This window comes from Streptomyces sp. NPDC002055 (genome assembly GCF_040296705.1).
In the GTDB taxonomy this organism is placed as follows: Bacteria; Actinomycetota; Actinomycetes; order Streptomycetales; family Streptomycetaceae; genus Streptomyces.
This window is the reverse complement of the sequence record NZ_JBEOXS010000058.1, coordinates 11,430-30,602: the sequence shown is the minus strand read 5'-3', so window position 1 is coordinate 30,602 and position 19,173 is coordinate 11,430. Positions and strand designations below refer to the sequence as shown.

12 protein-coding genes are annotated in these 19,173 nt (G+C 73.0%); 4 read left to right on the top strand and 8 right to left on the bottom strand.

All coding sequences use genetic code 11. The features are described from left to right. Positions 1–199: 199 nt before the first annotated feature. The gene (locus ABT112_RS27950; RefSeq protein WP_351514192.1) at positions 200–1,060 is read right to left on the bottom strand and encodes a TIGR03619 family F420-dependent LLM class oxidoreductase; all 861 of its coding nucleotides are present in this window, start codon (positions 1,058–1,060) and stop codon (positions 200–202) included. A gap of 283 nt (positions 1,061–1,343) precedes the next feature. Here ABT112_RS27950 and ABT112_RS27945 point away from each other — a divergent pair, with 283 nt between their 5' ends. Together ABT112_RS27945 and ABT112_RS27940 are read left to right on the top strand one after the other, a co-directional pair. Next, a complete protein-coding gene (locus tag ABT112_RS27945; RefSeq protein ID WP_351514190.1) occupies positions 1,344–2,924 on the top strand; it encodes a CehA/McbA family metallohydrolase in 1,581 nt (526 codons plus the stop codon). 403 nt (positions 2,925–3,327) lie between these two features. Then, positions 3,328–3,939 carry a hypothetical protein gene (locus ABT112_RS27940; RefSeq protein WP_351514189.1) on the top strand — a complete coding sequence of 204 codons (612 nt, stop codon included), beginning with the start codon at positions 3,328–3,330 and terminating at the stop codon, positions 3,937–3,939. A 215-nt stretch (positions 3,940–4,154) separates the two neighbouring features. On the opposite strand, the gene ABT112_RS27935 is transcribed toward ABT112_RS27940, so the two are convergent. The 4 genes from ABT112_RS27935 to ABT112_RS27920 form a co-directional block, all read right to left on the bottom strand. Then, positions 4,155–5,765 (bottom strand): APC family permease, encoded by a 1,611-nt coding sequence (locus ABT112_RS27935; protein WP_351514188.1) that lies wholly within the window; start codon positions 5,763–5,765, stop codon positions 4,155–4,157. Positions 5,766–6,086: 321 nt separating this feature from the next. Then, complete coding sequence (locus ABT112_RS27930) at positions 6,087–7,832, bottom strand: N-acyl-D-amino-acid deacylase family protein (protein WP_351514186.1); 1,746 nt, start codon at positions 7,830–7,832, stop codon at positions 6,087–6,089. Between the two features lie 607 nt (positions 7,833–8,439). After that, positions 8,440–9,570: an LLM class flavin-dependent oxidoreductase gene (locus ABT112_RS27925; protein ID WP_351514184.1), complete on the bottom strand. Its 1,131-nt coding sequence runs from the start codon at positions 9,568–9,570 to the stop codon at positions 8,440–8,442. Between the two features lie 203 nt (positions 9,571–9,773). Further along, positions 9,774–10,451 carry a macro domain-containing protein gene (locus ABT112_RS27920; protein ID WP_351514183.1) on the bottom strand — a complete coding sequence of 226 codons (678 nt, stop codon included), beginning with the start codon at positions 10,449–10,451 and terminating at the stop codon, positions 9,774–9,776. A gap of 313 nt (positions 10,452–10,764) precedes the next feature. On the opposite strand from ABT112_RS27920, the gene ABT112_RS27915 reads away from it, so the two are divergent. Further along, entirely contained in the window at positions 10,765–12,381 is a 1,617-nt protein-coding gene (locus tag ABT112_RS27915) for an ADP-ribosyltransferase domain-containing protein (RefSeq protein WP_351514181.1), read from the top strand. A 177-nt stretch (positions 12,382–12,558) separates the two neighbouring features. Here the strand turns inward: ABT112_RS27915 and ABT112_RS27910 are convergent, their stop codons facing one another. From ABT112_RS27910 to ABT112_RS27900, 3 genes are all read right to left on the bottom strand, one after another. Further along, positions 12,559–13,437: an SDR family NAD(P)-dependent oxidoreductase gene (locus ABT112_RS27910; protein ID WP_351514179.1), complete on the bottom strand. Its 879-nt coding sequence runs from the start codon at positions 13,435–13,437 to the stop codon at positions 12,559–12,561. Between the two features lie 133 nt (positions 13,438–13,570). Then, positions 13,571–14,551: an LLM class F420-dependent oxidoreductase gene (locus ABT112_RS27905; protein WP_351514177.1), complete on the bottom strand. Its 981-nt coding sequence runs from the start codon at positions 14,549–14,551 to the stop codon at positions 13,571–13,573. A gap of 122 nt (positions 14,552–14,673) precedes the next feature. Continuing rightward, complete coding sequence (locus tag ABT112_RS27900) at positions 14,674–15,894, bottom strand: amidohydrolase family protein (protein ID WP_351514175.1); 1,221 nt, start codon at positions 15,892–15,894, stop codon at positions 14,674–14,676. Positions 15,895–16,089: 195 nt separating this feature from the next. Between ABT112_RS27900 and afsR the strand changes: the two genes are divergently transcribed. After that, a complete protein-coding gene (gene afsR, locus ABT112_RS27895; RefSeq protein ID WP_351514174.1) occupies positions 16,090–19,011 on the top strand; it encodes an SARP-family global regulator AfsR in 2,922 nt (973 codons plus the stop codon). The last annotated feature ends 162 nt before the right edge of the window (positions 19,012–19,173 follow it).

Genomic DNA, 19,173 nt, shown 5'->3' with positions numbered 1-19,173 from the left:
AAGGCCCCGCGGGGGCCGGGGATGTGTGCGGCTGATCACGGCGCCGCGACCCGGCCGCCGGGACGGGCCGGAGGGCGAAGCCGGCTTCGCGCCGGCCCGTCCCAGAGGCACTGGTCCGCCCAGCCTCGGAGGTACTGGTCCGCCCCGCCTCGGAGGTACTGGTCCGCCCGGCCTCGGAGGCACGGGGGTCCGCCCGGCCTCAGAGGTACTGCGCGTAGGCGTCGAGGGTCCGCAGGACCTCCGCCTCGTCCGCGGGCGGCAGTTGCAGCACGACCTCCTCGATGCCCAGCTCGGCGTAGTGGGCGAGCTTCCCCGGGGACGGGAGCACGGCGTACGGCACCACCTCCGGGCCGTCCCCCGGCCGCCCCGCCTCCTGCCAGACCCGGCGCAGTTCCGGCAGCGTCTCGGCCACTCCCCGGCCGCCGACCGGCAGCCAGCCGTCCGCGTACTCCGCGATGTGCGCGAGCAGCGTGGGCCCGGCACGGCCGCCGACCAGCGTGCGCGGTCCGGTGAGCGGCGGTGCGCCCGCCCGCTCCCGGGGCGCGCGCACCGGCTTGGGGTGCGCCTGGCTGGCGCTCACCGACCCGAACTCCCCCTCGTACGCCGTCGGCTCCGCCGCCCACAGGGCCCGCATCAGCGCCATCCGGTCCCGGACGATCGCGCGCCGGCGCCGCCGGTCCACACCGTGGTCGGCGGCCTCCTCCGCGTTCCAGCCGAAGCCGACGCCGAGGGTGAACCGGCCGCCGGAGACGAAGTCCAGGGTGGCGGCCTGTTTGGCGAGACCGATCGGGTCGTGCTGGGCGACGAGGGTGATGCCGGTGCCCAGACCGAGCCGCTCGGTGACGGCCGCGGCCTGGCCGAGGGCGACGAACGGGTCGAGGGTGCGCCCGTACTCGGGCGGCAGCGGGCCGCCGGCGGGGTACGGGCTCTCCCGGCTGACCGGGATGTGCGTGTGCTCCGGCAGATAGAGCCCGTGGAAGCCGCGCTGCTCCAGCTCCTGGGCGAGCCGCACGGGCGTGATCGTCTCATCGGTCAGAAAGATCGTGGTCGCGATGCGCACGAGCACCTCCGGTGACGGCAACGGGCCGGGCCCTTGATCCTGCCCGTTTCCCGAGGCCGGCGCACCCGGCTCCCGGCACACGTCACCGGCCGTTCACAGACGGGCCGGCCGCGGGCCGCGAGCGCGGCACCACACGGCACCACACGGCACCGGAAGCCGCCGTCACCGGCGCGAAAGCGGCGTCACCTCTTCCCTTGTCGCCGCGTTCAAGGCTCAATACGAGGGCACGGCGCACCACGGAACGTCCCTCGTCCGTCCTTCTCGACCCTGGGGAGTCAGCGCGATGTGCGAAGACCACGAGTCCGACCGCTGGGACCGCCGCGGACTGCTGCGCGCGTCCGCGGTGACGGGCGCGGCGACCGCGCTTACGGTGAGCGGCGTGAGTGTCGCCGGCGGCGCCGAGCCGCGCGAGCCCGTCCGGGACGGGAGCGGCCGGGAGCGGACCCGGACGCTCACCGGCCACCTGCCGCCCGGGGCGCCGGACTTCGTGTATCTCCCGGTCGACGTGGACCACGGGGTCCGCGAGATCACCGTCTCGTACCGCTACGACAAGCCGGCCGTCCCGCCCGGCACCCAGACGAACGCCTGCGACATCGGGATCTTCGACGAGCGCGGCACCGAGCTGGGCGGCCGGGGCTTCCGCGGCTGGTCGGGCGGGGCCCGCACGGAGTTCACGATCGGCGCGGAACGGGCGACGCCCGGCTATCTGGCGGGCCCGGTACGGCCGGGCACCTGGCAGGTGGTCCTCGGCCCGTACACCGTCGCGCCGCAGGGCATGGACTACACCGTCACCGTCACCCAGCGGTACGGCGCACCGGGCACGACGCCGGAGCCGGTGTACCCGCCGCAGCGGGCGCGGGGCCGGGGCCGGGCCTGGTACCGCGGCGACTGCCATCTGCACACCGTCCACTCCGACGGGCTGCGCACCCCGGCCGAGACCGCCGCCGCGGCCCGCGCGGCGGGGCTGGACTTCATCACCACGACGGAGCACAACACCGTCTCGGGGCACGGTGCCTGGGAGGGGCTGTGGGGTGACGACCTGCTGGTGCTGCCCGGTGAGGAGGTCACCACCCGCAACGGTCATGTGATCGCCCTCGGCATCGACGGGGGCACCTTCATCGACTGGCGGTACCGCGCCCGCGACGGTGTGTTCGGCCGGTTCGCGCGGCGGATCCGGCAGGCCGGCGGCCTGGTCGTCCCGGCCCATCCGCACGGCACCTGTGTCGGCTGCAACTGGAAGTTCGGCTTCGACGAGGCGGACGCGGTGGAGGTGTGGAACGGCGCGTTCACCCCGGACGACGAGGCAGCCGTGGCCGGGTGGGACAACACCCTGGTGGCGGCCGTCCGGTCCGGCCGCTCGGGGGCGGGGGCCGGGCGCCACGGCTGGCTGCCCGCGATGGGCAACAGCGACGCCCACCGCGAGCCGCAGCCGGTGGGCCGTCCGCAGACCGTGGTCCTCGCCGACGACCTGTCGCGGGCGGCGGTCCTGGAGGGCATCCGGGCCGGCCGGAGCTGGATCGCCGAGTCCTCGGCGGTGGAGCTGACGTTCGGCGCCACCGGCGGGCGCGGGAAGCACGCGGGCATCGGCGGACGGCTGGAGGTGGACCGGGACACGCCGGTGACGGTGCGGCTGGAGGTGTCCGGCGCCCCCGGCTGCTCGGTCCGCCTGGTGACCGACCAGGGGCAGCTGCACGCCGCGCAGCTCCCCGCCTCCGGCTCCGGGACGGTCGAGTGGCGGACGACACCGCAGTACGCGGCCTACGTCCGGGCGGAGGTGCGGCACGCACCGGCGGACGGCGGATCCTCCGGACTGCCCGGCACGATGGCGGCGATGACCAACCCGGTGTTCCTGGGGCGGGACTGACGATGCGGGACTGATGGGGAGGGTGGGACCGACGGGGCAGGGACCGACGGGGCGGAAGCGACGCCGTGACCGACCGAACGGGCCCGACGCGGCACGGCACCCCGCCGGTACGCAGGCCGCCGACACGGCACCCGCCGACGGTCCGGGAGCGCGCCCCACTAGCCCGTCCCCCGGCACCGCGCCAACCGGGGAGGCCCGGTCGGGGGATCCGGCACGGCAGCGGAGCGTACTGCGCCCGCACCCGGTGCCGTGGGACGGCGCCCGGGTACCGCTGAGGATCGTCGGGCCGCATCTCGGCCCGCGTCCAGCACTGCTGCCCCAGTGCGCGGCCACGCCCCGAGTGGCTGCCTCCGGCCGGGTCCGACGGCTGATGGGGCACGCCCGAACAGCAAGGACTGCATCGATGACACGGAATGCTGCACGCCTCCGTCGCGGAGCGCGCGTCCTCGTCCCCCTTCTGGGTGCTGTCACCCTGACAGCGGCCATCACCACCTCGGCCGCCGCGAACCCCGCGGCCGTCGTCCGGGTGGGTGCCCAGGTCCGCCTCGCGGCCCTGCCCGGAGAGACCAACGCGGTGACCTTCTCCGCCACCACGGGGAACCTGATCGTCACCGACTCCGTCAGCCTCACCGCCGGCCCCGGCTGCACCACGGTCACCGCCAACTCGGCGGACTGCGGCCCGGCCGGCACGCTGACCTCGATCCGCGCCGCCCTGGGTGACGGCAACGACTCGGCCGTCACCACGGACGAGGTGCTCGCCTCGGTCCTGCTCGACGGCGGCCGCGGGCAGGACTCGATCGACGGCGGCGGCGGCAACGACCGGCTCTACGACAGCGACGGCTGGCCGAGCGCGCCCACGCAGCCCTCGTTCAGCGGCGGCCCGGGCAACGACGTGATCGTCGCCCTCAACGGCGGCTACGACAACGTGGACTGCGGCCCGGGTGTGGACACCGTGCTGGCCGACGCGGCGAGCCAGGACGTCCTGACGGACTGCGAGGTCGTCCAGCGCCTCTGACCAGGTGCTCGGCATCCCCGTACGGCCGGGCGCATGACCACCCGGCACTTCCCCCTCGGACTCGTCGCGGGCCCGAGGGGGAAGCCACGTCCGGGCCTGCACCCGGCCCCACGTCCGGACCTGCTTCCGAGCCCACCTCCGGACCCACGTCCGGGCTCACTCCCGGGCCCGCACCCATCAATCAGCCCGGACCGGGCGCTCCCGGAGCCCCGGCCTCAGTCCTCGACGACCAGCGCGGGCGTGGCGCGGTGCAGCACCTCGCCGCGGAAGAACGCCGGGCTGCGCCGCTGCATCACGGCCATGATCACCAGGCCGAGGACCAGCAGGCCCACCCCGATGACGAAGACGCTGCCGACCCCGAACACCGAGCTGCCGCTGCCGTAGGACGGGTCCCACATGTCGTGGAGCGTCTTGCCGAAGACCGCGGCCAGCATCGTTCCGCCGAGCACCGGCGCAACGCCCTTGACCAGCGCGGCCCGTGCGGAGTGCCGCAGTTCACGGCGGAAGTACCAGGCGCAGGCGAAGGCCGTGATCGAGTAGTAGAAGCAGATCATGAGGCCCAGCGCGTAGACCGTGTCGATCAGCACGTTCTCGCTGAGGAAGGTCATCCCCGCGTAGAAGATCCCGGTGCCGGCGCCGGCGGCCACCGTCGCCCGGCCCGGGGACCGGAACCGCGGGTGGACCCGGGCGAAGGACTCCGGAAGCGCCCGGTAGGTGCTCATCGCCAGCACGGTCCGGGCCACGGGGATGAACGTCGTCTGCAGGCTGGCCGCGGCCGAGGCGAGGACGGCGACGAACAGCAGCACCCCGAGGCCGGTGCCCATGACCGGGTGGGCGAGGGCGGCGAAGACGTTGTCGGAGGTGTCCGGGTTGCCGAGGCCGGTGCCCCGCTCGCCGATCCCGGCGAACATCTGGGCCGCGACGGCCGTCAGCAGGTAGGAGCCGACGAGCACCGCCATGGCCAGCATCGCGGCCCGGCCCGGGACCTTGCCGTCCCCCGCGGTCTCCTCGTTGACGGTGAGACAGGCGTCCCAGCCCCAGAACATGAAGATCGAGAGCGACAGCCCGGCGGTGAAGGCCCCGAAGGACTGCACGGCGAACGGGTTCACCCAGCTCCAGGAGAAGCCCAGGGACGCGGCGACGTCCCCGGACCGGGCCTTGCCCACGGCCATCACCACGAACGCCGCGAGGACCGCGAGCTGCAGCCCGACCAGGGCGTACTGCACGCCCTTGGTGGCGGTCATCCCCCGGTAGCCGATCGCGGTGGCGGCCGCGATGAGCACCAGACAGGTGAGGACGTGCACCGGTTTGTTCCCGTCGAGCTCCGCCACCGCCGTACTGCCGGTGAGCTCGCCGAGCAGCAGATAGAAGAAGGACGTCGCCACGCCCGCCAGGTTGGAGAGCACGATGATCGTGGCGATCACCAGCCCCCAGCCGCACATCCAGCCGACCCGCGGCCCGAACGCCTTCACGGTCCAGGTGAACGAGGTGCCGCAGTCCGGTACGGCCTGGTTCAGCTCCCGGTAGGCGAAGGCCACCAGCAGCATCGGCAGGAAGCCGGCCAGGAAGACGGCGGGCATCTGCAGCCCGACCTCCCCGACCGTGGGACCGAGGGTGGAGGTCAGGCAGTAGACGGGCGCGACGGTGGAGATGCCGATGACGGCACTGGCCGTCAGCCCGACGGAGCCGCCGCCCAGGCCCTTGGTGCGGACGTCCGCGGAGTCCGGCCGGGGCGCACCGCCGTCCGGCCGCGGTGCACCGGCGCCGCTCGTAGCGGCGGCCGGTGCCGTGTCGCCGGCGTGCAGCCGGGTGTCTGCCTGAACCATGCAGAGGACGCTAAAGGCTGCTGTTTCCGCATCCGGGGGAGAAAGAGCGGATCCGCCGGACCTCTGTTTCGCAAGCGATTCGGGCCATCCAATCTAGCAATGAAATGCAAACAGGCCGCCGCGCCACACAACTGGAGGAGTTGACGCCGCACTTCCGGATACGGGAACCGCACCGCCGCCCGTTTCCTCCCGGTTCCGTTTTTTCCCACGGCGGCCCCGGTTTTCCCACGGCGGCCCCGGAGCCGCCGTCGCTCCACGCCCGCCCACGTCCCCGCCCCGCTCGGTCCGCCCGCTCGGTCCGCCCCGCTCGGTCCACGGTGTTCAGTCCGCGGTGTTCACCGTCCGGGTGTCCCGGCCGGAGCGCAGCACCGTCCCCGGCACGGCGCCGGTCACCTCGCCGCCCCGGACCGTCTCCACCCCGCCGACCCGGACGCTCACCACGCCGACCGCGCGGGAGTCCAGCCGCGGGCTGTTCCCGGGCAGGTCGTGCACCAGCCGGGCCGGGCCGGCGTCGATCCGCTCCGGATCGAGCAGGACCAGGTCCGCGTGGGCACCCTCGAAGATCCGGCCCCGGTCCCGCAGGCCGAACAGCCGCGCGGGCTCGTCGGTGAGCATCTGCACCGCCCGCTCCAGCCCGACCAGGCGCCGCCCGCGCAGACAGTCGCCGAGGAACCGGGTGGTGTACGGCGCGCCGCACATCCGGTCCAGATGGGCGCCCGCGTCCGAGCCGCCGAGCAGGACGTCCTCGTGCTTCCAGGCCTGCCGCCGCAGCTCCCAGCTGGCCGGGTCGTTGTCGGTCGGCATCGGCCACAGCACGGTGCGCAGTTCGTCGGCGGCGCAGATCTCGACCATGGCCTGGAGCGGGTCCTGGCCCCGTTCGGCGGCGATGTCGCCGACGACCCGGCCGGTGAGCTCCTCGTTGGCGGCGGAGTAGGTGTCCCCGATGACGTACCGGGCGAAGTCGGTGAGCCGCCGGAAGACCCCGGCCTCCTCGCTCTGCGCGCCGCGCAGCAGCCGGGCCCGGACCTCCGCGTCGCGCAGGGCGGCGATCCGCTCCGGGACGGGACGGCTGAGGGTCTCGCCCCAGCCGCCGGGGAGGAGGTTGAGGGCACAGAAGGTGCCGAGCGACATGTTCATCGGGGTGAGGATCGGCATGGTCAGCGCCACGATCCGGCCGCCCGCCGCCCGCGCCCGCTCGGAGGCCAGCAACTGGCGGGGGACGCGGTCCGGCACGGCCGCGTCGATGGTGAGCACGTTCCAGTTCAGCGGGCGTCCGGCCGCGGCCGTCATCGCCACGAAGAGGTCGATCTCCTCGTCGCTGAACCGGTCGAGGCAGCCGCCGACGATGGCCTCCAGCTGGGTGCCCTCGTGTTCGGCCACGGCGCGGGAGAGGGCCAGCAGCTCCTCCGGCCGGGCGTGCCGCGAGGCCACCGGTTCGCCGTCGCCGTCGGAGTGGGTGGCGGACTGGGTGGTGGACAGCCCCCAGGCCCCGGCGTCCATGGCGTCGTGGAACAGCCGCAGCATCCGGTCCAGCTGCTCCGGGGTGGGCTGTCCGCCGATGGCGTCCGGGCCCATCACATGCCGGCGCAGCGCGCAGTGCCCCACCATGAAGCCGGCGTTGACCGCGATCCGCCCCTCCAGGGCGTCCAGGTAGTCGCCGAAGGACGACCAGTTCCAGGGCGCCCCCTCCTCCAGCGCGACCAGGGACATCCCCTCGACCTTGCTCATCATCCGGCGGGTGTAGTCGGCGTCCCCGGGCCGCTCGGGGTTGAGCGGCGCGAGCGTGAAACCGCAGTTGCCGCCGACGACGGTGGTCACGCCGTGGTGCATGGACGGGGTGGCATACGGGTCCCAGAACAGCTGCGCGTCGTAGTGGGTGTGCGGGTCGACGAAGCCGGGGGTGAGCACCAGCCCGGTCGCGTCCTCGGTGCCGCGCGCCTCCTCCGTGACGGTCCCGGGCGCGGCGACGACCGCGATCCGGCCCTGCCGGAGGCCGACATCGGCGACGTACCCGGGTGTGCCCGTGCCGTCCACGACGGTCGCGCCCCGGATGAGGTGGTCGAGCATGGCGGGATTCCCTTCTCGGCTGGTCGTCGTTCCGGTCCTGGAAGATGCCGTCGGGCTCCGCCGCGGCCGTCGGGGCCGTCGGGCCGTCGGGGCCGTCGGCGGCGCGCACGTCCCGGATCGTGGCCGCCTGCCGGTACCGGCCCCGGCCGGGGGCCCGCGCGGCGGACCGCCGCCGCGGAAACCGTCCGGCCGGGGCCGCCACCGGGACGGCGGACCGGGATTCCGCCGTCCCGTCCGGGACGTCCCCTGCCGGACAGGGGGCGTCCCGGGTTCCGGGGAGGAGCACGCCGGGTGGCGGCCCGGCCACCGCGCTTCCCCGGGCTCGGCCCGGGGCGCCGGTTCGGCTCGGTGCGCGGGCTCGGCCCGGGGCGCCGGTTCGGCCCGAAGCTCAGGCTCGGCCCGAAGCTCCGGCTCGGCGCTCCGGCCCACTCCGGCAAACACCGGACCGGCTCGGCGCACCGGCCGCTCCGGGACACCGGCTCGGACCGGGGACACCGGCCCAGCTCCGAGGCACCGGCTCGGACCGGGGAACCGGCCCGACTCCGATGCACCGGGCCGCGGCACCGGCACCGGCACCGGAGCACCCGGCTCCCGCGCGCTCAGCCGCTCAGCCGCTCGCGGCGGCCCGGCGGAAGCGCGTGGTGCGGTGCACCGGATCGGTGTCGATCTTCGGGATCACATGCTCACCGATCAGCTTGATCGTGTTCATCGTGTCCTCGTACGGGATCCCGATCGGCAGGCCGAAGGAGAGCTGGTCGGCGCCCGCCTGCTCCCACCGTTTGCACTGCCGGAGCACCTCGTCCGGGTCGCCGCAGATCATCAGCTCCTCGCTGATGAGCAGTTCGACGATCTCCTCGGTGTACTCGGGCAGCAGCTCCGGCCACTCGGGTATGCCTTCGGGCCGGGGGAAGGTGTCGTGGTAGCGGAAGAGCAGCGACTGGAGGTAGTTCAGGCCGCCGTCGACCGCGATCCGGCGGGCCTTCTCGGAGGTCTCCGCGCAGATCGCGGTGGAGGTCACCATCACGTTGTCGTTGACGAAGCCGCCGACCGGCTCGGCCTGTTCGATCGCGGTCTTGTAGGAGTCGACGACCCACTCCATGTCGGCGACCTTCTGCACGCTGAAGCCGAGGACCCCCAGGCCCTTGCGGGCGGCCATGGCGTAGGAGGAGGGGGAGCCGGCGGCGTACCACATGGCGGGGTGTGACGCCCCGTACGGCTTGGGCAGGACTTTCCGCGGCGGCAGCGACCAGTGCTTGCCCCGGAAGCCCGGGTATTCGTCCTGGAGCCACATCCTGGGGAACTCGGCGATGGTCTCTTCCCAGATCTCCTTGGTGTGGTTCATGTCGGTCACACCCGGCAGGAATCCCAGGATCTCGTGGCTGCCCGCGCCGCGCCCCGATCCGAACTCGAACCGTCCGCCCGAGAGGTGGTCGAGCATCGCGACCTTCTCGGCGACCTTGACCGGGTGGTTGACCTGCGGCAGCGGGTTGAAGATCCCGGAGCCGAGGTGGATGCGCTCGGTCGCGTGGGCCAGGTAGCCGAGGAAGACGTCGTTGGCCGAGAGATGCGAGTACTCCTCCAGGAAGTGGTGCTCCGAGGCCCAGGCGTACTTGAAGCCCGAGCGGTCGGCCTGGATGACGTACTCGGTCTCCTCGATCAGCGCGTGGTGCTCGGCCTCGGGGTCGGTCCGCGTCCGCGCTGCGGGCACATACCCCTGCACAAAGAGTCCGAATTCCAAGGAGGTTCACCGCCCCTCTGTTTCTGACACTCCGTCAGATCATGGCTCGACTCTCGCACCGCGGCCCCGGACCGTCAAGAGACGACGATGCGTCACATAGGCCGGGGCCGAGGCGGGGCGACGAGGCGCCGGCAGGGCTCCGCAGGGCGTACGGGACGGGCCTGCGGGGCCCTGACAGGCACTGCCGGACCGGGCGGAGCCGGTCAGCGGCGCGCGGTGGAGCGCTCGGGCGGCGCGATGCGCACCCGCTGCTCTACGGGCGCGCTCTCCAGGTCGTCGAGCTGCGCGACGATCGTGCTGCGCAGGTCGTCGTAGCCCTCGAAGCAGTGGTCCTGGAACAGGGTGTGCCCGGTCCACATGAGGTTGGCGCAGACCCGGGCCGGCACCCGGCCGGTCCGGGCCCCCATCCCGACCAGGGCCACCGACGTGATGCTGCCCGGTGCCTCCCGGTTCTGCTGGTGGATCGCCTGGAACGCGGCGGCGCACGCCAGGGCCACGTTCAGGGTCTCGCTCACGTTCTGCGCGGACGACTCCATGGTCGGCGTCGAGATGAGGAACTTCGGGCTGACCGCCCCGGACGGAACGCACACCGCGCTGCCCACCGGGAGGCTCCCGGCGAACCGGTCGCGGATCGCCCGCTGCACGCGCAGCTGTATGCCCGCCCCGAGATGCCGCTTGATGGCCGCGTCGACCCCGCCGTCCATCCGGCCGCGGGAGTTGGTCGGGCTGACCCAGGCGTCGACGTTCTGACGGAGGATCGAGCCCTTGCGGATCTCGATTCCGGGGGTGTCGGCGAACGCCGCCCGCCACGCCTCCACCACGTCGGCGTTGAGGTCGGCCAGGACCACCTTGAGCGGCGACTGCGGGCGGTTCACGGTCATCGTGCACTCCGATCGGGATACGGCTCTTCCGTCACTCAGGAAGCTATCCCGCCCCACTGACAACGCCCCTATGGACGCCGGTCCGTGATGCACCGTCATCGTTGCGGCGGGAGTGACCCGTGTTAGCCTGCCGCCAGTTTTCCGCGGAGCAACCCCCTGAAATGGGACGCAGCCCACGATTGTCGGCCGACTCCGGCACGCATGCCCTTCCAGAGCCCTTTCCGTCACCTTCAGGGTTTTCGCCTGGAAAACGACCATCTCGCCAACCGCGCTTTTCAGCGGCGCGGTTCGACCATGCGGAGCCCCTTTCACCATGAGCGATGCCACCACCCCGGCCGAGCCCGACCCGAATGACCCGCTGGCCCTCGCCGAACTCTTCACCGGCGGCGGTGAACCGTGGCTTCCGCTGCTGAAGCCGGTCATCGAGGCACAGCCGGGCGCGGCCGGATTCATCGGCTCCGGCCGGGCCCCGGAGGTCGTTCCGGCCCGGGAACTGACCTTCCAGGCGCTCAAGCCCCATCCGCCGCACAAGTGGAAGGTCGTCGTCTTCGGCCAGAATCCTTACCCGCGGCCGGAGAGCGCGACCGGCATCGCCATGTTCGACAACACCTTTCACGACTGGACGGACAGCCAGTTCGGCAGGGTCGTCAGCATTCGCTGCATCATCAAAGCGGCGGCGATGTGGAAGCACGGAATTCCCAAGAAGACCCCGATCGCCGATATCCGTTCGCTGCTGAAGAAGCAGGAGACCGTCCAGCCGCCGGAATGGTTCCAGGCCATGCTGACGCAGGGCGTGCTGCTGCTGAACGCGGCGCTGACCGCGAGTACCACCGAGGCGCGGGGAAGCGACCGGCACACCGCATTCTGGCGTCCGGTGACCGAGCGGATCGTCGAGGAAATCCTCAAGGCGAAGCAGAATGCGGACGAGGAGGACCGCGGCGTCGTCTTCGCGTGGTGGGGAGCGCATGCCCGCAATCTGAAAAAGGTGGTCCTCCGGCTCCAGGAGAAGTACCCCGACGTCGATGTCCGGCACATCGACCACCCGAATCCCGCGGCCCAGGGCGACATATTCTGCGACGGCGACCACTTCGGGACGGTGAACGAAGCCCTCGCGTCGCTGGGCACCGACCAGGTCGACTGGCTGCCGAGCAAGGGGTGGAACGAGAGCGCGGCGGAGGACGGCGGCGCGGATGACGGGACCGCCGAGCGCATGGGCGCGTTCATCACGTCCACCATGGAGCTGCACCAGCTCTATCTGGAACGGCTCGCGAGCGTCAAGGACGAGGGCCTCGCCCTCCCCGCGATCACCGGCGTGTTCGACACCCCGCTCATGGATTTCCGGAGCGCCGTCGCCCCGGTCGTCGCCCTGCTGCCGAGTCTCGACCGGCATGTCAGGCAGTCCTACGAATTCGGCAAGCGGAGGGCGGACGAAGCCGCCGGGGGGCTGTCCGCCGACGCGATTGCCGCGCTCTATCTCTACACCTGTCCGTCCGCCTTCTACCGGCAGATCAACGCCGTCCTGCGCGCCCCGGACCGGGCCCGCGCCCTTCCGTATCTCCCGTATCTGCGGCTGCTGTTCTCCGCGGTGGGAGAGCTTCCGGTCCGCACGGAGCCGTTGTGGCGCGGAGTCTCGCTGGACCTGCGGTCGCAGTACCCGGTGGGGCGGACGGTGACTTGGTGGGGCGTCTCCTCCTGCACGCCCGAGCTCGGCGTGGCACGGTCGTTCCTCGGCAGCCGCGGCAAGCGGACACTCTTCGAGGTGACCCCCGCCCGGGCAGTGGGCATCCGCAATTTCTCCGCGTTCACCCACGAAGAGGAATTCATCCTCTCGCCGGGCACCCAGCTCAAGGTCACACACGTCAAGTCCGAGCGCGGCGGCCTGTGCACGGTACGGCTGACCGAACTGGAGGAACAGCCGCTGGTGTCCTGAGCGGGTTCCGGCGCGACGGACCGCGGGCCGGCTGACGGCGGGCAGGGGCCCGCGCCGCACGGACACAGCGCCGGGGCTCCCGGTGCACCGGCGTCCGCAGCACGCTTCCGGCGCTGCGGACGCCGGGCCGCCGGCCCCGCTGCGAGCCGACAGGGCCCAGGAGCCGACGGCACGCGTTCACAGCACGGAGACCCCCGACAGCCAGCCGCCGTCGATGACGAAGGGCTGGCCGGTGACATAGGAGGAGTCCTCGCAGGAGAGGAAGAGCGCCAGCCGGGCGACCTCCTCGGGGCGCCCGATCCGGCCCAGCGGCACGGCCTTGGCGCAGTAGTCGTACATGGCCTTGCTGTCGTCCGTCGTCCTGCTATCGTCCCTCGCCCTGCTGTCGTCCCTCGCCCTGCTGTCGTCCGTCGCGCCGCTGTCCTCGCCGGACGTCCCGCTCCCGCCCTCCGGCCCGTATCCCTGCGCGGCGGCCTTCCCGGGGTTGACCATCGGGGTGTCGACGGCCCCCGGGCACATCGCGTTCACCCGGATCCCCTTCCCCGCCAGCTCCAGCGCCGCGACCCGGGTCATCCCGAGGACCGCCGCCTTCGTCGCGGCGTAGGCGGTGAGGAAGGCCATGCCGGTCAGCGCGGTGTACGAGGCGGTGTTGACGATGGTTCCGCCGCCCGTCGCCTCCAGCTCCGGGATCACCGCCTTCATCCCGAGGAACACCCCGGTCTGGTTCACCCGGACCACCTCCTCGTACTCCTCCAGCGGGGTGTTCACCAGCTCGTTGAACCGCAGGATCCCGGCGTTGTTGACCAGCCCGTCGAGCCTCCCGAACTGCGACCGGGCGACGGCCACCGCGGCGCTCCAGTCGTCCTCCCGGCCGACGTCGAGGTGCACGTACCGGGCGCGGTACCCCAGCTCCTGGGCCAGGTCCTTACCGCGGTCGTCGAGGACGTCGCCGAGGATCACCCCCGCCCCCTCCGCGGCGAACAGCCGTGCCTCCTGCTCGCCCTGTCCGCGCGCCGCACCGGTGATGATGACGACGCGCCCGTCCAGCTTGCCCATGCCTGCCTCCCCGGCCGTGGTCGACCCTTCTCCGGCCGCCGGCCCGCTCCCGAGCGGCCGGCGGTGGTCCGTCAGTTCCGAGTGCTGAGTGCTGGGTGCAGAGTCCTCAGTGCTGGGTGCTCGCGCTCGGCCCTCAGCCGTCGAGATGCGGCCCGACCCCGGTGGCGAACGCCTCCATCTGCTCGATCAGTTCGCTCCGGCTCCGGCTCCGGAAGCGGACCTGGAGCTGCCGCACCCCCATGGCCGGATAGGCGCGCAGCGACTCCGCGATCCGGTCGGGCTTGCCGCACAGCGTCCGCCGGCCGACGTCCCAGCCCGGTTCGCCGATGTACAGCGGCTCGGCGATGGCCCCGATGACGATCGGCGCGCGCACCCCGGCCCGCTCCCGCAGTTCCCGGATCCGGGCGATCTGTTCGGGCAGCCGGTCGCGCGGGTCGCCCTGCGGCAGCCAGCCGTCACCGCGGACCGCGGCCCGGCGGACCGCCGCGGGCGACGAACCGCCCACCCAGACCGGCGGCCCGGCGGGCTGCGCGGGCCGGGGCGCCTGCCCCAGCCCGCTGAACGCGAAGTGCTCACCTGCGAACTCCGGGAATTCCTCCGGCCCGAGCGCGGCCCGCAGCGCGTCGATCGCCTCGTCCAGCACCCGCCCGCGCCCGTCGAACTCCGCCCCGAGCGCCTCGAACTCCTCCCGCACATGCCCGGCGCCGACCCCCAGCAGCAGCCGCCCGCCGGAGAGCCGGTCGAGCGTGGCGTACTGCTTGGCGGTGGCCAGCGGGTGCCGCAGCCCGACGATCGCCACATGGCTCAGCAGCCGCACCCGCTCGGTGACACCGGCCAGGAAGGAGAGCGTGGCCACCGGGTCGTACCAGGTCGTCCCCATGGCGGCGGCCAGCCGCCGGGGGATGGCCACATGGTCGCAGCAGCCGATGTAGTCGAAGCCGAGCCGGTCGGCGGCCCGGGCGACGGCGGCGAGGTCCGCGGGCCCGCCGCCGGCCTCCCACGGCTCGGCGAACAGGGTGCTGAGCGACTGGACGGGAAGCTGCATCCCGTACCCGAGGCGCTCCGCGGGCGCAGTGCGATGGGGCGCGGTGCGATGGGGCGCAGTCCGATCCATACGACCTCCTCGGCCTTGACCTTGACCTTGGCCTCGGCCGCCCGCCGGGCGCACGGCAGCCCCCGGCACGCAGGCCATGGTTGTGTTCCGACGTCACCTCGGGCAAGACCGCCGACAGCGGGCTACCGGCCCGGCCAGAGGCCGTCCGCGGTCAGCCCCAGCAGGTCGATGGCGTTGCCGCGGACGATCCGCTCGACGACCTCGGGCGCCAGATGCCCCATCTGTTCCTCGCCGACCTCCCGGGACTTCGGCCAGGTGGAGTCCGAGTGCGGGTAGTCCGTCTCGTACAGGACGTTGCCCACCCCGATCGCGTCGAGGTTCCGCAGGCCGAACGCGTCGTCGAAGAAGCAGCCGTACACATGCTCGGCGAACAGCTCGGACGGCGGACGCAGCACCTTGTCGGCCACCCCGCCCCAGCCGCGGTTCTCCTCCCACACCACGTCGGCGCGCTCCAGGATGTAGGGGATCCAGCCGATCTGGCCCTCCGCGTACATGATCCGCAGGTTCGGGAACCGGTCGAACACCCCGGACATCAGCCAGTCGGTCATCGAGAAGCAGCAGTTGGCGAAGGTGATGGTGGAGCCGACCGCCGCCGGGGCGTCGGCCGAGGTCGACGGCATCCGGGAGGAGGACCCGATGTGCATGGCGATCACCGTGCCGGTCTCGTCGCAGGCCCGCAGGAACGGGTCCCAGGCGTCGGTGTGGACGGACGGCAGCCCCAGGTGCGGCGGGATCTCGCTGAAGCACACGGCGCGGACGCCCCGGGCGGCGTTCCGGCGCACCTCGGCCGCCGCCAGCTCCGCGTCCCACAGCGGCACGATGATCAGCGGGATGAGCCGGCCCTGTGCCTCGGGGCCGCACCACTCCTCCACCATCCAGTCGTTGTAGGCGCGGACGCCGAGCAGGCCCAGCTCGCGGTCCTTCGCCTCGGTGAAGGTCTGCCCGCAGAAGCGGGGGAAGGTGGGGAAGCAGAGGGCGGACTGCACATGGTTGACGTCCATGTCCGCCAGCCGCTCCGGGACGCTGAAGGATCCGGGGCGCATCTGCTCGTAGGTGATTCCTTCGAGTCTCACCTCGTCGCGGGAGCAGCCGACGGCCGTGTCCAGACGCGTCAGCGGCCTGCGGAGGTCCTCGTACAGCCACCAGTCCGCGAGCGGTCCGTCGTCCCCGGGGGCGCCCATCACCGGCGCGAACCGCCCGCCGACGAAGGTCATTTCCTTCAGCGGCGCACGGACGACACGCGGTCCGACGTCGTGATACTTCGACGGGAGCCGGTCCCGCCAGACATGCGCCGGCTCCACCGTGTGGTCGTCCACCGAGATTATCTTCGGGAAGCTCTCCATGGCTGCCACGGTAGCGCTGAACTGACGAACCGTCAGCTATCCGATGCCACTCCGAACCCCCGGACGGTGTACGGGCCTTGTGCAGACCCGCCGTCCCTACTGACGCAGCCGTCATGAACAAGGCAAACTGGCTGGGGGCACCTCCCGGACGGGTCCGGGGGAGCGACAGGACTCCGAAATCATCTGGGGGCATCGATGGGCCAGGAACCGGCGCCCGGGCCACGCCTGCGTTTCGCCGTACTCGGTCCCGTACGGGCCTGGCGCGGCGAGCAGCCGCTCCCGACCGGTTCACCGCAGCAGCGCGCCCTGCTGGCCGCGCTGCTGCTCCGCGGCGGGCGTACCGCCACCGCGTCCGAGCTGGTGGACGCGCTGTGGGGCGAGGAACCGCCGCACGCCGCCCTGGCCGCACTGCGGACGTACGCCTCCCGGGTCCGGAAGGCCTTCGGCCCGGACTCGGACGCGCTGGTCAGCGAGTCCGGCGGGTACGCCATACGGGTCGAGGAGGGCGGGCTCGACATCGCGCTCGCCGAGAGCTACGTGACGGACGCCGAGAAGGCCCGCGGCCGCGGCGACCGCGGCCGGGCGCGCGAGCTCATCAACGCCGCGCTGGACCTGTGGGACGGGGAGCCGCTGGCCGGCCTGCCCGGCCCGTTCGTCGAGGCGCAGCGCACCCGGCTGGAGGAGTGGCAGCTCCAGCTCCTGGAGACCCGGCTGGACCTGGACCTGGAGGTCGGCTGCCACGCCGAGGCCGTCTCGGAGCTCACCGCCCTCACCGCCGCTTACCCGCTGCGCGAACGGCTGCGGGCGCTGCTCATGCTGGCGCTGTACCGCAGCGGGCGGCAGGCGGAGGCCCTCGCGGTCTACGCGGACACCCGGCGGCTCCTCGCCGACGAGCTGGGCGTCGACCCGTGCACCGAGCTGAACGAGCTGCACCAGGGCATCCTGGAGGCCGACATCGGCCTCGCGGCACCGGACGGCGGGCACAGCGAGAACGCCCCGGTCGTCGTGCGGCCGGCTCAGCTCCCCGCCAGCGTCCCGGACTTCACCGGGCGGGACGCCTTCGTCGGGGAGCTGAGCGACCAGCTGGACACCACGGAGGGCCGGGTCATGGCCGTCTCCGCGGTGGCCGGGATCGGCGGCGTCGGGAAGACCACCCTCGCCGTCCACGTCGCCCATGTGGCCCGGGACCGCTTCCCGGACGGACAGCTGTACGTCGACCTCCAGGGCGCGGGCGCCCGGGCCGCGGAGCCGGAGGCCGTCCTGGGCGCGTTCCTGCGGGCACTGGGCACCCCGGACTCCGCCATCCCGGACTCCGTCGAGGAGCGGGCCGCGCTCTACCGCTCCACGCTGGACGGCCGGCGGGTCATGGTGCTGCTCGACAACGCGCGCGACGCGGCGCAGGTGCGCCCGCTGCTGCCGGGCACGGACGGCTGCGCGGCGCTGATCACCAGCCGGGTCCGGATGGTCGACCTGGCCGGCGCGCACCTGGTCGACCTCGATGTGATGAATCCCGAGGAGGCCCTCCAGCTCTTCACCAAGATCGTGGGAGCCGAGCGGGTCGGCAGCGAGCGGGAGGCGGCCCTCGACGTCGTCGCGGCCTGCGGCTTCCTGCCGCTCGCCATCCGGATCGCCGCCTCCCGGCTGGCGGCGCGGCGGACCTGGACGGTGTCGGCGCTCGCGGCCAAGCTCGCCGACGAGCGGCGGCGGCTGGACGAACTCCAGGCGGGCGACCTCGCGGTGAAGGCCACCTTCGAACTGGGCTACGGCCAGCTGGAACCGCAACAGGCCCGGGCCTTCCGGCTGCTGGGCCTGGCCGAGGGGCCGGACATCTCGCTGGCCGCGGCGGCCGCGGTGCTGGACCTCGACCCGTACGACGCGGAGGAGCTGCTGGAGTCCCTGGTGGACACCTCGCTGCTGGAGTCCGCGGCGCCGGGCCGCTACCGCTACCACGACCTGGTGCGCCTCTACGCGCGTTCCTGCGCCGAGCGGGACGAGCAGCCCCCGGCGGAGCGGCACGCGGCGATGTCCCGGCTGCTGGACTTCTACCTGGCGACCGCGGCGGGCATCTACGCCCTGGAGCGCCCCGGCGACCACGTCGTGAACCACCTGGCCTACACCCCCGGCGACGGGCTGGCCTTCGAGGACCGGACGCAGGCGCTCGACTGGCTGTTCAGCGAGGCGGCCTGTGTGCTGGCCGCCGCCCGCCAGTCGGCCACCGGCGACACCCTGAGACGGGCCGCCGATCTGCTGCTGGCCACCCAGGACCTCTCCGAGTCGGGTGCGGTCGCCCGGCAGTACGAGCAGTCGGCGCGGGCCGTCATCGCCGCCGCGAGCGAGCAGGGCGACGCGCAGGCCGAGGCCCGCGCGCGGACGGTGCTCGCCCACGGGCACAGCCTGGCGGGCCGGTTCCAGGAGGCCGGGGCGGAGTCCGGGCGCGCCCTGGAGCTCGGCCGGGCCGCCCAGGACCCGATCCCCTGCTGCACCGCGCCGAACGACCTGGGCATCATCGCCATCTACGAGAACCGGCACCGGGACGCCCAGACCCACCTCAACGAGGCGCTGGCCGCCTTCCGGGCCGACCGCAACCGGCCCGGTGAGGCGAGCGCGCTGAGCAACCTCTCGCGCGTTCAGCTCAACATGGGCAACCCGACGCACGCGGTGGAGCTCGCCGAACAGGCGCTGGCCATCTACCGGGGCCTCGGCGGCACGCTGCGGATGGCCAACGGCCTGTACGCCCTGGGGCTGGCCCTCACCGCGCTGGGCCAGCACGACGCGGCGCTGGAGCAGCTCGGTGACGCACTGGCCGTGTTCCGGGAGAACCGGCAGCGGTTCTGGGTCGGCATGACGCTCTACCGGATCGCCGAGACCCATCTCGCCGACGACCGCCCGGCGCAGGCCGCGGCCCATGCGGAACAGGCCCTGGCGCAGCTGCACGGCATCGGTGGCGACTGGCGGCGCGGCAACATCCTGACGCTGCTCGGCCGGGCGCTGGAGTGCCTCGGCCAGTCGGACCGGGCCCGGGCGTGCTGGCGCGAGGCGCTGGGCCTCTTCGAGGGTGCGGGGATGGCCGAATCGGAGGACGTCCGGGCGCTGCTGGCGCCCGCCACCGCGGCCTGATCGCCATCCGGACGGGCGCGTTCATCGATCGTTTATCGCGGCACGCCACTCTTGAGTACATCGACTCGCCGCAACGGGGGGCAGGCGGGTCGGGGGATGCCTCACCGTCAGGTGACAGGTTCACCGTCAGGTGACAGGCCCTGAGATGCCCGGCCGGCGACC

What these genes read in the sequence shown, in the direction of transcription:
- ABT112_RS27935 (WP_351514188.1), bottom strand. Translation starts at nt 5,765, where the DNA reads ATGGTTCAGGCAGACACCCGGCTGCACGCCGGCGACACGGCACCGGCC.
- ABT112_RS27920 (WP_351514183.1), bottom strand. Translation starts at nt 10,451, where the DNA reads ATGACCGTGAACCGCCCGCAGTCGCCGCTCAAGGTGGTCCTGGCCGAC.
- ABT112_RS27930 (WP_351514186.1), bottom strand. Translation starts at nt 7,832, where the DNA reads ATGCTCGACCACCTCATCCGGGGCGCGACCGTCGTGGACGGCACGGGC.
- ABT112_RS27910 (WP_351514179.1), bottom strand. Translation starts at nt 13,437, where the DNA reads ATGGGCAAGCTGGACGGGCGCGTCGTCATCATCACCGGTGCGGCGCGC.
- ABT112_RS27905 (WP_351514177.1), bottom strand. Translation starts at nt 14,551, where the DNA reads ATGGATCGGACTGCGCCCCATCGCACCGCGCCCCATCGCACTGCGCCC.
- ABT112_RS27915 (WP_351514181.1), top strand. Translation starts at nt 10,765, where the DNA reads ATGAGCGATGCCACCACCCCGGCCGAGCCCGACCCGAATGACCCGCTG.
- ABT112_RS27940 (WP_351514189.1), top strand. Translation starts at nt 3,328, where the DNA reads ATGACACGGAATGCTGCACGCCTCCGTCGCGGAGCGCGCGTCCTCGTC.
- afsR (WP_351514174.1), top strand. Translation starts at nt 16,090, where the DNA reads ATGGGCCAGGAACCGGCGCCCGGGCCACGCCTGCGTTTCGCCGTACTC.
- ABT112_RS27945 (WP_351514190.1), top strand. Translation starts at nt 1,344, where the DNA reads ATGTGCGAAGACCACGAGTCCGACCGCTGGGACCGCCGCGGACTGCTG.
- ABT112_RS27900 (WP_351514175.1), bottom strand. Translation starts at nt 15,894, where the DNA reads ATGGAGAGCTTCCCGAAGATAATCTCGGTGGACGACCACACGGTGGAG.